10 protein-coding genes are annotated in these 14252 nt (G+C 41.9%); 5 read left to right on the top strand and 5 right to left on the bottom strand.

Going from position 1 to position 14252, the window contains the following annotated elements:
• Nucleotide 1: 1 nt before the first annotated feature.
• Together FAX86_RS00095 and FAX86_RS00100 are read left to right on the top strand one after the other, a co-directional pair.
• The gene (locus FAX86_RS00095; protein ID WP_205859071.1) at nt 2-1303 is read left to right on the top strand and encodes a dicarboxylate/amino acid:cation symporter; all 1302 of its coding nucleotides are present in this window, start codon (nt 2-4) and stop codon (nt 1301-1303) included.
• A complete protein-coding gene (locus FAX86_RS00100) occupies nt 1304-1951 on the top strand; it encodes a TetR/AcrR family transcriptional regulator (RefSeq protein ID WP_144391310.1) in 648 nt (215 codons plus the stop codon).
• A gap of 53 nt (nt 1952-2004) precedes the next feature.
• Here FAX86_RS00100 and FAX86_RS00105 read toward each other — a convergent pair whose 3' ends face one another.
• The 4 genes from FAX86_RS00105 to FAX86_RS00120 form a co-directional block, all read right to left on the bottom strand.
• Nucleotides 2005-3942 carry a S9 family peptidase gene (locus tag FAX86_RS00105; RefSeq protein ID WP_144391311.1) on the bottom strand — a complete coding sequence of 646 codons (1938 nt, stop codon included), beginning with the start codon at nt 3940-3942 and terminating at the stop codon, nt 2005-2007.
• Nucleotides 3943-3947: 5 nt separating this feature from the next.
• The gene (gene tmpT, locus FAX86_RS00110) at nt 3948-4601 is read right to left on the bottom strand and encodes a thiopurine S-methyltransferase (RefSeq protein WP_144391312.1); all 654 of its coding nucleotides are present in this window, start codon (nt 4599-4601) and stop codon (nt 3948-3950) included.
• 47 nt (nt 4602-4648) lie between these two features.
• Nucleotides 4649-5710: a protease SohB gene (gene sohB / locus FAX86_RS00115; protein WP_144391313.1), complete on the bottom strand. Its 1062-nt coding sequence runs from the start codon at nt 5708-5710 to the stop codon at nt 4649-4651.
• An 82-nt stretch (nt 5711-5792) separates the two neighbouring features.
• Nucleotides 5793-8045, bottom strand: coding sequence for a hypothetical protein (locus FAX86_RS00120; RefSeq protein ID WP_144391314.1), 2253 nt, complete (start codon nt 8043-8045; stop codon nt 5793-5795).
• A gap of 550 nt (nt 8046-8595) precedes the next feature.
• On the opposite strand from FAX86_RS00120, the gene FAX86_RS00125 reads away from it, so the two are divergent.
• From FAX86_RS00125 to FAX86_RS00135, 3 genes are read left to right on the top strand one after another with little or no spacing between them, the layout of a single operon-like run.
• Nucleotides 8596-10518: a PrkA family serine protein kinase gene (locus tag FAX86_RS00125; protein ID WP_144391315.1), complete on the top strand. Its 1923-nt coding sequence runs from the start codon at nt 8596-8598 to the stop codon at nt 10516-10518.
• Between the two features lie 27 nt (nt 10519-10545).
• Nucleotides 10546-11811 carry a YeaH/YhbH family protein gene (locus FAX86_RS00130; RefSeq protein WP_144391316.1) on the top strand — a complete coding sequence of 422 codons (1266 nt, stop codon included), beginning with the start codon at nt 10546-10548 and terminating at the stop codon, nt 11809-11811.
• Nucleotides 11808-13340, top strand: a complete 1533-nt coding sequence (locus FAX86_RS00135) for a SpoVR family protein (RefSeq protein ID WP_144391317.1) — start codon at nt 11808-11810, stop codon at nt 13338-13340. Before FAX86_RS00130 ends, FAX86_RS00135 begins: the two co-directional genes overlap by 4 nt.
• A gap of 19 nt (nt 13341-13359) precedes the next feature.
• Here the strand turns inward: FAX86_RS00135 and fadR are convergent, their stop codons facing one another.
• Nucleotides 13360-14121, bottom strand: a complete 762-nt coding sequence (gene fadR / locus FAX86_RS00140) for a fatty acid metabolism transcriptional regulator FadR (protein WP_246128460.1) — start codon at nt 14119-14121, stop codon at nt 13360-13362.
• Between the last annotated feature and the right edge of the window lie 131 nt (nt 14122-14252).

Here is a 14252-nt window from a genome sequence, read left to right on the forward strand (position 1 = left end):
CATGATTGCCAAGTTCCGCAGCTTGAGCTTGAGTGCGCAAATTTTTGCAGGTCTTCTTTCTGGCCTAATCTTCGGATTAATCATAACCGGTATTGAGAAAGTTGCTCCCGGTACGGCTTCAATTTGGCAAGGCTATTTAATACCCTCTTTTGACGTTATTAAAACGCTTTTCATCAATGCGCTAAAAATGGTCGTTGCACCATTAGTCCTGGTTTCTTTAATTTGTGGTACTTGTTCATTAAGCGACCCGAAAAAACTGGGATCCTTAGGCGGCAAAAGCATTGCTCTCTATCTTATGACCACTGCGACAGCAATAACACTTGCCTTAGTTGTCGCCAATATTGTTGACCCCGGCCTCGGAATAGAAAAGCAAGATATACCTTTCGATCCCAAACAAGCTCCAGAGCTCAAAGAAGTCATCGCCAATTTGGTAACAGACAATCCATTTAAATCGTTGGCACAAGGGCAAATGCTGCAAATTATTATTTTTGCCATTCTCTTTGGCTTGGCAATTTCACGTTCTGGCGAACCCGGAAAAAAAGTTGCTTCGTTTTTTCAAAACTTAAATGAAGTAATTTTAAAACTGGTTACCATCATTATGCACATCGCGCCTTATGGTGTTTTTTGCATAATGACTGCCGTTATTTATGAGTCCGGATTTGAAGATATTAAAAAGCTAGGTGCCTACTTTGGAACCGTTGCATTTACTTTATTACTGCATGGTGCGATAACTTACCCAGTCTTCCTGACTCTGTTTGGACGACTCAATCCGCTTATCCTTCTGACGAAAATGCGCCCGGCCATGTTATTCGCTTTTTCAACGGCTTCGAGTGCAGCGACACTACCGGTAACTATGGAGTTAGCTCGTAAACGGCTAGGCGTTGGTAAAAGTACATCATCCTTTACTTTACCACTGGGAGCGACCATTAACATGGACGGCACCGCCATCATGCAGGGTGTAGCAACTGTGTTTATTGCCCAAATGTATGGCGTCGATCTCAGTATAACCCAATACCTGACGGTCATTTTGATGGCAACTCTGGCATCCATTGGAACCGCCGGCGTTCCAAGTGTTGGCCTGGTTATGCTCACTTTAGTTTTAACTCAAGTGAACCTGCCATCTGAAGCGATTGGTATGTTACTGGGTATCGACCGAATTTTAGATATGATGCGTACAGCAGTGAATATCACTGGCGACGCGACCGTTGCAACAATCGTCAGTAAGTCGGAGGGAGATCTAAACGAAGACATGTTTAATGATCCCGCCGCAGGTCGAGATTTTGAAACAAGTGATGTGAAATAGATGGAAAATAGTTTATTTAATTATCGTGGTCGAATACCGACACGAGCTGATGGTAAAGCGCGTCGTGAAGCTTTATTGGAAGCCACTCTACAGCTAATTATTGCTGACGGTGTGCGCGCTGTAAGACATAGAGCCGTTGCAGAAAAAGCAGAGGTACCTCTTGCCGCCACCACCTACTATTTTGCAGATATCTACGATCTTATTCACGACGCGTTTGTTTACTTCACAGAAAAAGTTATGCAGCAAGCTCGAGAGTTCGAGTCAGAGTCATTCAAACTGCTTGAAAACTTAAGCGAGTCAGAAACATACGAACATAACTTTCTTGTTTCTAAAGTCGCAGAATTTGCAACCCAATATTTTTATCAGCAAAGCCAAGATAAAGACTCGCGAATTCTAGAACAAGTCATCCGCACACAAGCACTGCGCGATAAGAAGATAGCAGAGATAATAAGTGCAATTGAACAAAGACAATTGGATAGCATTGAACACTTCTTAGAACGATTGAAATTAGACAATCGCGATGTTCGTTCTCAAGTGGTTCATGGATTGTTTTTAAGAATTAAATACGAGCTAAGTACAGACTCAATTTCATTTGATGAAGTACGCGAAATATTCCAAAAAGGATTAAAGCTTGCGCTAGCCAATTAACCAGCGCAAATCGCTTAATAACAATTAAAATAGAACGTCACAGTATCCAACGCTTAGCTTGATGCGGTTAGCTCAAGCTCCGGCAAAACTTCCTCACTCTGAATCGATAAAACTTGGCGATAAAAAACAAGCTCGGCTTCTAACGCTCGAATAATATTATCCTTTTGCCGAAACCCGTGCCCCTCTCCTTCAAACTCAATGTAAGCATGAGGTATATCTTTCTCCGAAAGCGCTTTAACTAATTGTTGCGACTGTTGTGGAGGCACCACTTTATCCTCAGCTCCTTGTAACACCAGCATAGGACATGACAAATCATCGGTATGATGAATCGGCGATCGCTCAACATAAACGGACTTACTTTCTGGATAAGGTCCAACTAAAGAGTCTAAATACCGAGCTTCAAATTTATGACCATCAGACACTAAGGCTTCTAAATCAGCGACACCGTAACGGGTCATACCTGCGGCAAAATCGTCAGTAAAAGTTAGCGCACAGAGGGTAGTAAAGCCACCCGCTGAGCCGCCACGAATCAACAATCGTTTACCATCTACTAATTCATCTTCTACCAAAAAACGTGCAGCATAAACACAATCATTAACATCGTTTACACCCCAGTTATGACGCAGCAAGTTTCGATATGCTCGACCATACCCGACACTTCCACCATAATTAACATCAACAACCGCAAAACCTCGTGACGTCCAAAATTGAACAGCCCAATTCAATGTCGTTGTTGCAATTGATGTTGGGCCAGAATGTGACATAACAATTAACGGCGGCTTTTCACTCTCATCAGCTTGATAATTTGGGTGTGCAGGCTCATAAAAATACCCATGTGCCTGGTAACCATTGGATGAAGTAAATTGAATGGGTTTTGCTAATGAAATAAAGTCGTGAGAAACAGGTAAGCTGTGCTTTTCTCTAATCGTTTTGTAATGACCATTGCTTAAATCAATTTCAAACAAATCGAGAGAAATTACCGGAGCGCCGGCTAGTACATACAATTTATTGTTATCGATATGGATTTGCCCAGGATATTCTCGAAAGGGTAATGTCATTGGTTCAACATGCCCGGTATCGACGTTTAGATGAGCCAGACTTTGCTGCCCTTCTTCGAAATAACACAAATAAATATTATCATCGCACCCAAAACAATAAGTCGACGTTCCGAAGTTCCACTGTGCGATACCACAATCATTATCCGTTGGCATTAAAGCATTCATAACACCATCACGAAACGAATACAAATTCCACCAACCCGATCGATCAGAAACAAAATGCAAAACGCCATCAGGGCTCCATGCGGGTTGATAGATCGACTCATCCATTCCACCGCACGCCTTATGCTCAGCAGAAATACTGCCATCTTTAGCAATGTCTGCAACCCATAACTCAGTACCATCCCATGGCATTTGAGGATGATTCCAACAAGTCCAACATAATCGACCTCCATCAGGAGAAACTCTTGGGAAACTGTAAAAATCAAAGCCTTCTGCAATGACAGTAACGACCGACTTTTCAACGTCAATCATTACCAGTTCATTTTTAACAACAACACTGTGATGATCTTCTCTCACAGCGTAGATGAACTTTTCAGACGGTGAAGCGGTAAAATCGGCGTATCGCCATCCTTTTTTCTTTTCAGGTTCATCAGTTAAAGCAACCGGCGACTCGCCATCTCGTAAAATATAAACACGTTGGTCATCCGCTTGACTGTAAACCAAACCCGCCTGAAGAACTAAAAAATCTCCACCGCCATATTCATGTACTTTTGAACCAACATTAACATCCCGCGGCGTAACATCTTTAGAGCTTTGACCATCCCACAAAACGACAACCCCGCGACCAGACTCGTGAGGACGAGATTCTAGCCAATAGACTTTCCCATCAAATACCTGAACATGGCCTAAACGAGTTCCTTTTGCGGCAACCATTTCAGCGGTAATGGGTGAAGTCCAACTGGCGTAGGGTTTTATCTCTTTTTCTTTCATAGGGATTAGTTCTCAACAATTATTTTGTAAACGCTCTCAAAAAGGTCATTTAAACCTAGTGCTTTAAAGTGCGGTTCTTTATCTATAATAGAATTATAGTGTATCCGCTCAATATTCGATGCAGAAGTGTATAAGTCACAAACCTCTTGATAGTCCACAGAGAATGGCGGTCCTGCCATGTCAGCTTGCTCATACTCTAGAGTGACCAACATAATAGTGAGTGGCCTGGGTATAATATTTAACAAATGCTTCACATACGCGGATCTCATTTCTTTTGGCAAAGCGATTAACGCCGCGCGATCATACACTTGATTAACATAAGGTAATGCTGTTCGACTCAAAGCAAAAAAATCACAGCAATAAAGTTTCAATTGAATTGCTTGATAACATGTTAGAGCATGACTCTCTGAACGCTCTAGAGGAATGTTGTTCTCGTGTTCAAATTGCTCTAACGCCTTTTCAGATAATTCACACCCGATGACAGAGCAACCTTGCTCAAGAAAAAACAAAATATCTAATGACTTACCACATAATGGAATAAAAATGGGACTTCGGGTAAAACATCTATCAAAATACTTTATCAATTGAGGATGAGTTCGTTCGAGATGAAACCCGATTTGATCGCTTTCCCATCTCTCTTTCCAGAATTCAATATTCATGTCACAAACACAATTAAAAAAGGGACTGTACAGTCCCTTTTTTTTATTTACTTAAACATCTTATGAAAATCGATCTTATGTAACCAATCTGTCATGGTTGCTTGAAAAGAATTCATAACGGATATCGGCAAGCGTTCAGACAAAGGTTTCTTAATTTCGTATTTGATCTTAAATGCCTCACCAATTTTACAGCGCTCAATGACAAAATCGTCGCTAGTTTTAATGTCATCCACTAGCCCTAATTCTTTAGCTTCCAGTCCGTACCAGTGCTCACCGGTAGCAACTTTATCAACATCGAGCGACGCTCGATTTTCATGAATAAATCGCTTAAACAATTGATGGGTTTGCTCTAATTCTTCTTTAAACTTTTCACGAGCTTTATCTGAGTTTTCACCAAAAACGGTTAAAGTACGCTTGAACTCGCCAGCAGTATGCTGCTCAAAATCTACTTTGTTATGTTTTAGTAAGCGATGAAAATTAGGTAACTGACCAATGACACCGATGGAGCCGATAATAGCAAATGGCGCAGCAATCACGTTATCAGCAACACAAGCCATCATATAGCCACCGCTTGCAGCAACTTTATCAACGGCGACATGCAACTTAAGTCCATGATTACGAACTCGAGATAATTGTGACGCAGCCAATCCGTAAGAATGCACCATTCCACCAGCACTCTCTAAGCGCACTAATACCTCGTCGTTTTCTTCTGCCGTACTTAGAATTGCAGTAATCTCTTCTCGCAAATTCTCGACGCCAGACGCTTGAATATCACCTTCGAAATCAATCACAAATAAGCGTGGCTGTTTTTCGCTGTTTGAAGACTCGTTTTTGGCAGCCTTTTTCTTGAGTTTAGCTTCCGCCTTCTCTTCTTCTTTTTTTTGCTTTTGGTAATGTTTGTAATCTTCTTTGGACAATGTCTCTTTTCGTATATCGTCCTCGAGCTCCTGAAGCTCATCGCTCAAATTAGTAATCAAGACATGACCAGCTTTCTGATGCTGTTTGTTTTTCATCCCCGAATTCACCATTGCACCGATAATGACAATGATGGCCACGACAATCGTCACCGTTTTGATTAAAAAAAGACCATATTCCGATAAAAATTCCAACGCCAATCTCCCAGACCAAACCTTACAAATAAAAAACCCCCGCCAAACATGGCGAGGGCATTGTACCTAACTTTACCGGAGCTTAGTCAAGTAGTGTTGGATCAGAAACCACCAGTCCAGCACCGTCAGTCGCAATAAATGTACCAAATTGCGTCTGTATTTCCTGAGTCACCTGAGGAGTGTCACCCGGGCTGATAATCGAGCCATGAGTTCCTAAGTTGAATCTCGATACTAGTCGATTACCCACCATAGTATCTCCAGCATTATCAACAGCAACGGTTGTTAATCCTAAGTAAGCAGCAAGCGGATCAGTACCAGACAATGGTGCTGCAGCAGAGTTGTTAGGAATCACCGTATCGCCTTCAACTCGCACCAAGAAGGTTGGTATCGCATTCATGACACCGTAACTCGCTGTGTTGATAGGATCGCCGCTGTCGATCACAGTTTGTGATGCAAATAAGAATTGCTGCAAAATTCCAGGGAACGATGGATCGTCTGTTGTGACACCCGCGCCTGCAGCAACCCCCGCACGTACTTGCGGTCCGAAGGTGTCCGAAGCATTCAATAATCCAGCAATTCCGCCACCAGGCATACCAAGAGTCGCAGTATCAATTAGTGGAGAAGTTACAATTGAGTCAACAGAGAAATGAGTCGTCTCATCTGAATAGGCAACGAAACTCGAACCGATAATTGCGCCCAAAGAGTGGCCGATAAAATCAACTTCTGAAGCGTTAAAGTCGGGCATACCATCACCATCAACATCCATTGCTGGTATAGCTGATTTCAAGGTCAACAAATCAAGAACACCTTGACGCAGATTGTCTCGAGAAGTCAGTAAGCTTCTTAAATTAATGAAATGAGCACCTGAGCTGTCTGGAGTTCCATCAGGACCTGCTGCGCCAGTCGTATTGTTCAAGAAATCAATACCAAAAGTACGTTCGCGCACGTCTCCAGCTGTGTATCCTTCGAAAATACCAATTAATCCGCCCGATGCTTGCTGTAATCCCAAGTGCACAGGATCATTTTCATCAATACCGTGAAGTGGTAGATCCATCGCAATTACAGCTCTACACTGTGCCGCTAAGCCATTGGCTACACCTAACATATCGGTACGATTTCGAGTGATACCGTGCTGGAAAATCACGACAGGAAATCCTTCAGCAGGTTTTGCACAACCGTTCGGTAAAGAAACCAACAAAGGAATTGTTTCGTCGGAATTTTTCTCGGGTAATGCATTCAAATAAGTAACAAATCCACCAGCAAGAGGATTAGGCACCATATCTAATGGATTACCATTATTAGGCACCATCGCAGCACCTTTCCAAAAACCAGTAATTGGTCCTGTTGGATTCTCTGCCGTTTGAGTTTCTAATAAATAGCTAAGCTCAACTTCACCTTTATAGAGGTCTGCATTGCCGTTACCAGTAAATGGTGCTGTATCAGTAAACAAAGAACTGAATGTACTTGTTGGATATTGAGGTGTTGTTGGCAATCCAGGTGTTCCTCCAGTCGGATCAAACAATGAAATGCCTAAGTCGACATAGAAAGACTTTGCAGCACCCAAAACAGTACCCACAGACTGAGTTGTGAAGGTAAAGCTACTGATAATTGAATCTTTCTCAACACCGCCAGCTGCTGCCACATTCTCAATTTGATTAACGAGACCTTGAAGCGCAGCTAATCCTTCGTAAGTTGCATCACCCTCGTAGTCATCAGGGATAACAATGGGATCTTCAGAGCTAACCAAATCATAAGGATAATCCGATAAAACCGGTAAACCCTGTGTATCCATAATGCCATCGGTCATGATGATCATATAAGTTGTGCGTTGCTCCAGCGGTCTTAGCGGCACAACGCCCGCTGTATTACCGGAAAGAACAACAACAAACTCTTGAGCAGTAAGCTCCCGCACCACTTGAAGAGGAGCAAAGGTGGGCAAATTCGGCGATCCTAACTCGTAAGAAGTATCTGCCAATACCTCAAACATCCGAACTGTCGAACCCGCTACTAAAGTTGACGCATCCACAGTAATCGAAGAATCGGTATTTAAAAAAGGTAAAGAAATCGGTGCACTTGTCGACCATCCGTCTAGCGCATTGATCGCATTTTGAGGGTCGCTAAAATCTGAAGCATCGGCTACCGGGATGTTCAGAGTTAAGTCCTGAGTGCCTTGAAATAACAAGTCATTTGGCACCGGGATACTACCCCCAGAAGGATTGAAAACCGCAACGGTTCGCTTGGCTGTATTCTCATCAGGCTCAGCAGTATTGTCACCACTACACCCCGCAAGAATTAAACTCCCCAGAGTTAAAACTCCTAGCGTGAATTTTTTCATCTAACTCTCCCAGTTTGGTGATTTTCTGTACGGTAAATCCCGTCTATTTGGCCCATCATATACAATCAACCCCAGACAGTTAATCACCTTTTTCGTTTTATTAATCTTAAGTTGAAATTATTGTCCGCTCACAATGCTAACCACAGTTATAAAGCAACGCAAGTGGGCAGACCAGTTTAATTAAAGTGTATAGTAACTCATTGATATATATCGCTTTTATTTAAACAAATGCCATTCAAGCAATATTGCAACGCAGCAAGGTTCTGTTCAACCGAAAACAAAACCCGTAATCTGTTTGTAATTTAACCAATTGTAAATTGCTTATCTCTTTGCCAAATTTTTCAATAATTTTTTATTCCAAAAAACAATTTATTAACTAACAAATTGTGATTTATAAACTAAGCTTAAAGATAAGAAAACAAAAAAGTTTTTCGCCCAATAGCTCCTTATCAAAACCATTGAGTTGAACCCGAATTGGGCTAGGAAGGAATCAGGATTTTAACCGCTTTGTCTTCAGCCTGACAGGTTGAAAAACGAATTGAGGTGACTAATGAGCATTTTCGACAATTATCAGCAACGCTACGAAGATCATCAGCAAGAAGAATACTCTCTGCAAGACTTCCTAGAGCTCTGCAAAAATGATCCAATGGCCTACGCCACGTCAGCAGAAAGAATGCTGAGAGCCATTGGCGAACCAGAACTAATAGACACAGCACAAGATCCCAGACTATCGCGATTATTTTCAAATAAAGTTATCGCACGTTATCCCGCTTTTGCCGAGTTCTACGGCATGGAAGAGTCGATTGAACAAATCGTTTCTTATTTCAAACATGCCGCTCAAGGACTCGAGGAACAAAAACAAATTCTTTATTTGTTGGGTCCTGTTGGTGGTGGTAAATCTTCTCTGGCTGAGAAGTTGAAAAAACTTATGGAAAAATATCCCATTTATGCCTTGAAAGGCTCGCCGGTGTTTGAGTCACCTTTAGGCTTATTTGATCCCGATGAAGACGGAAAAATTTTACTGGATGAATATGGTATCGCACGACGTTACTTAACCAAAATCATGTCACCTTGGGCTGTTAAACGTTTGAATGAGTTTGGAGGCGATATTTCAAAATTTAGTGTTGTAAAATTGCAACCCTCAATACTGAATCAAATCGCGATTGCAAAAACAGAACCGGGCGATGAAAACAATCAAGATATATCATCACTAGTCGGTAAAGTTGATATTCGAAAGTTAGAAGGTTTTGCCCAAAATGATCCTGATGCTTACAGTTACTCCGGCTCGCTTTGTCGTGCCAACCAAGGCGTCATGGAATTCGTCGAAATGTTCAAAGCCCCCATCAAAGTTTTGCATCCGCTATTAACAGCGACTCAAGAGGGTAACTATAACAGTACTGAAGGACTTTCAGCGTTACCTTTTGAAGGAACAATTCTCGCTCACTCCAATGAATCGGAGTGGCAAAGTTTTCGAAATAACAAAAACAATGAAGCTTTTCTCGATCGTGTATACATTGTGAAAGTGCCTTATTGCTTACGTGTTACTGAAGAAATTAAAATTTATGAAAAGTTATTACTCAACAGTTCGCTCGCCGAGGCTCCTTGCTCTCCAAACACCTTGAAAATGTTAGCGCAATTTAGTGCCCTTTCTCGACTGAAAGAACCCGAAAACTCGAGTATTTATTCGAAAATGAGGGTGTATGATGGCGAAAGTTTAAAAGACACCGATCCTAAAGCTAAGTCCTATCAGGAATATCGAGATTACGCAGGTGTCGATGAAGGCATGACAGGATTATCCACGCGCTTCGCCTTTAAAATATTATCTCGAGTCTTTAACTTTGATTCGACTGAAGTCGCGGCAAACCCAGTGCACTTGCTCTATGTTTTAGAGCAACAGATTGCGAGAGAACAATTTCCACAAGAAATTTACGAGAAATACCTAGAGCACATTAAAGGATTTCTTGTTCCTAATTACATTGAGTTTATCGGCAAAGAAATTCAAACCGCGTACCTCGAGTCTTATTCTGAGTACGGCCAAAACATTTTTGACCGCTACGTCACCTATGCAGACTTCTGGATTCAAGATCAAGAGTACCGAGATCCTGAAACCGGTGAGAACTTTGATCGTGCATCACTCAATGAAGAGTTAGAGAAAATAGAAAAACCCGCCGGAATTTCAAACCCGAAAGATTTTCGAAATGAGGTGGTTAACTTTGTGCTTCGAGCACGAGCCAATAACGAAGGAAACAATCCAAACTGGACTAGCTACGAAAAATTACGAACGGTTATTGAGAAGAAAATGTTTTCAAATACTGAGGACTTATTGCCGGTTATCTCTTTCAGTGCAAAGGCCTCTCAAGAAGATAAGAAAAAGCACGAAAACTTTGTTGAGCGAATGGTCGAAAAAGGTTACACCGAAAAGCAAGTTCGATTATTGTGTGAATGGTATTTGCGTGTCAGAAAATCTTCGTAGTAAACCTCAAGTTTTAGGGGAGGCACCATGACACAATTGATTGATAGAAGACCTAATGCAAAAAATAAAAGTACCGTTAATCGCCAAAGGTTTTTACGTCGATACAAAAAGCAAATAAAACGTGCGATTGCCGATCAAATCGGCAAACGCAGCGTGACCGATCTCGAAAAAGGTGAAAAGGTATCTATCCCCTCAAAAGATATCAAAGAACCGACTTTTCGGCACGGTGATGGCGGTGTTAAAGAGCGAATTTACCCCGGGAATAAAGAGTTTGTGCCGGGTGATAAAATTAAGCGCCCTCCTCCCGGAGGTGCCGGTCAAGGAGGTCGTCGAGCCAGTGATCAAGGTGAAGGTGAAGACGACTTCATGTTCGAGATCTCTAAAGACGAATACCTCGACTTATTATTTGATGACCTTGAGCTCCCCAACTTAAAGAAAAACCAACTCAAAAAAATGACCAAAACTCGTTCTGTCAGAGCGGGATTTACGACGGATGGCGTACCTGCAAATTTAAGTATTGTGCGCTCGTTGCGCTCAGCTATGGCGCGGCGCATTGCACTGGGCTCTGAACCCAGAAGACAAAAAAAGGAACTGGAAGAAAAGTTAGCACAACTCGAACAACTAGAACCCAGACCTCAACAAGAAATCATGGATCTCAAAAAGGAAATAGAAGCGCTGGAAGAGCGACTGAAAAAAATTCCTTTCATTGATACCTTTGATTTACGGTTTAATAACTACGCTCAACGTCCCGATCCAACGTCTCAAGCCGTTATGTTTTGTTTAATGGACGTTTCTGGCTCGATGGATCAAGCAACTAAAGATATGGCCAAACGTTTTTATATTTTACTGTATTTATTTTTAACTCGCAGTTATAAAGACGTGGAGGTTGTGTTTATACGTCATCACACCCAAGCAAAAGAAGTTGATGAGCAAGAATTCTTTTACTCGCAAGAAACTGGCGGAACTATTGTATCAAGCGCCTTAAAGTTAATGGATAAAATCATCAAAGAACGCTATCCACTGGATCAATGGAATATTTACGCAGCCCAAGCATCAGATGGCGATAACTGGAACGACGATTCGCCTTTGTGTGGAAAATTATTGCGACAAAATATTCTACCCGCCATTCGCTACTACGCTTACGTTGAGATAACACAACGAGAACATCAAAGTTTGTGGCATCAGTACGAACGACTACTGTCTGAGTTCGACAACTTTGCTATTCAACAAATTAAAGAACAGAGCGATATCTATCCCGTATTTAGAGAGTTCTTCAGGAAACAAGCTGCATGAGTAAAAAGAAGAAAAAAGAGCCTATTTCAACTGGATCCGATTGGACTTTCGAGCTCATCGAAGAATACTACGATGCCATTGAAAAGACAGCTGCAAAATACGAACTCGATACTTATCCCAATCAGATAGAAATAATCACTGCTGAGCAAATGCTCGATGCCTATGCCAGTGTCGGTATGCCAATTGGCTACAACCATTGGTCATTTGGCAAACATTTCATTAGTAACGAACAACAATACCGTCGTGGCCGAATGGGCTTAGCGTATGAAATAGTGATTAATTCAAACCCTTGTATCGCCTATCTCATGGAAGAAAACACCATGATGATGCAAGCACTTGTTATGGCGCACGCCAGTTTTGGTCACAACTCATTTTTTAAAGGCAACTATCTATTTCGTACCTGGACAGATGCTGAAGCCATTATCGACTATTTACTATTCGCCAAAAAATACGTAACTGATTGCGAACAGCGCTATGGTATCGACGAAGTCGAGAATTTATTGGATTCATGTCATGCGCTAATGAATTACGGCGTGGACCGCTATAAACGCCCCTACCCAATTTCGATGCGCGAAGAAAAGCGGCGCCAGAAAGAACGCGAAGCGTTTCTGCAGTCTCAAGTGAACGAATTGTGGAGTACAATTCCCAAAAAACAACGCAAAGATCTTGAAGCGGCGCGTAAACGTTTTCCACAAGAACCACAGGAAAACATATTATACTTCATCGAAAAGCATGCCCCTTTGTTGGAGCCCTGGCAGCGAGAAATTATTCGTATCGTTCGAAAGATAGGCCAATATTTTTATCCTCAGCGCCAGACTCAGGTCATGAATGAAGGTTGGGCCTGTTTTTGGCACTACACCCTTCTCAACGATATGTACGACCAGGGCTTACTATCTGATGGCTTTATGATGGAGTTTTTGCAAAGTCACACTAATGTCGTTTACCAACCGGATTTTGATAGCCCTTACTTCTCGGGTATTAATCCCTATGCTCTTGGCTATGCCATGATGCAAGACATTAAAAGAATTTGTGAAAATCCAACCGACGAAGACAAATACTGGTTTCCTGATTTTGCCGGTTCCGATTGGCTGGAAACGTTGAACTTTGCAATGAAAAACTTTAAAGACGAAAGTTTTATTGCACAGTTTTTATCACCTAACTTAATTCGCGAGTTTAAACTATTTAGCATTCTGGACGATGATCAAGAAAACACACTTTCCGTTGAATCCATTCATAATGAGTCGGGTTACAAACACATCCGTCATCTCCTCTCAAACCAATACAATTTGAGTATGAACGAGCCTAATATTCAGGTCTTTAATGTGGATGTCCGGGGAGATCGTAGTATGACATTACGTCATACGCCGCATAATAGAATTCCATTGGCTGATACTCAAAGCGAAGTATTGAAGCACTTACATCAATTGTGGGGATTTGCGGTGAAACTGGAAGGAATCGATGACGATGATCAACCCTTCATCATCGACCAGATGCCTCCTAATGAAAAAGACAAAAGGAAGACTGCCTAGCGCTTGCTATCAATGCGCTTTAGTTGTCTTCCTCTAAGTCACTGAGAGCATTTAATTTTTCACGCATTTCTTGCCAGATAGCGCCAGATTCATGGCCGTATTTCCATAACTTATCAATCAAGTTATCGATATCACCCGACTCAATAATTGCTGTTAGCTCAGAGTAAAAGCTCTTCGCTGCCTGACGCGATTTCTCATTCGAAAAATAATATTCTCCGATTCGGTAATAAATAGTCTTAAAACCATTGAGCATCAATGTATAGACAGGATTGCCCGCAGCGATAGTTGCTTTGTGATGAAACGACCAATCAAAATCAATATAGGCCGTTGCGGTATCTTCAACGTTTTCCAACTCTTTGAGTAGCTCTATTACTTGTTGTGGATTACTTTTCACCGCAAGTCGAAGATAAATTGCACTCATATTAGTGCGAGCGTTGAGTAATTGGTCGGCAATGGTTAATGACCCTTCATCATCAAGACGGACGATGGTATCTAAGATATTAAGACCAGCAGTCTCCCAAATATCATTCACTTTGGTCGGTTTGCCATGCTGTATCGTTAACCAGCCATCACGAGCCAGCCGTTGCAATACCTCACGTAACGTCGTTCGGGTAACACCAATTAGGTCCGAGAGCTCACGCTCAGCCGGTAAAATGGTCCCTGCGGCAAACTTACCGCGCCAGATAGACTCGACGATGTATTGTTCAGCAAAAGCTGCCGGACTTTTCGCCTTAATTGGCGTCGTCATGTGGTATGTTACTTTATTTTGATGATCGGTCATTGCAATAATCTACAGTGATGTCGCCAAGCAAAATACAAAAGCTTGACGGCAAATTTCATTGAACTGGTCTGAGTTCCAACCTGAAGTCTAAGGATATACCTTAACATGAGTTATTGGAAGCCTATTGAGAA

It is taken from the genome of Pleionea sediminis (genome assembly GCF_007570825.1).
Taxonomy (GTDB): domain Bacteria; phylum Pseudomonadota; class Gammaproteobacteria; order Enterobacterales; family Kangiellaceae; genus Pleionea; species Pleionea sediminis.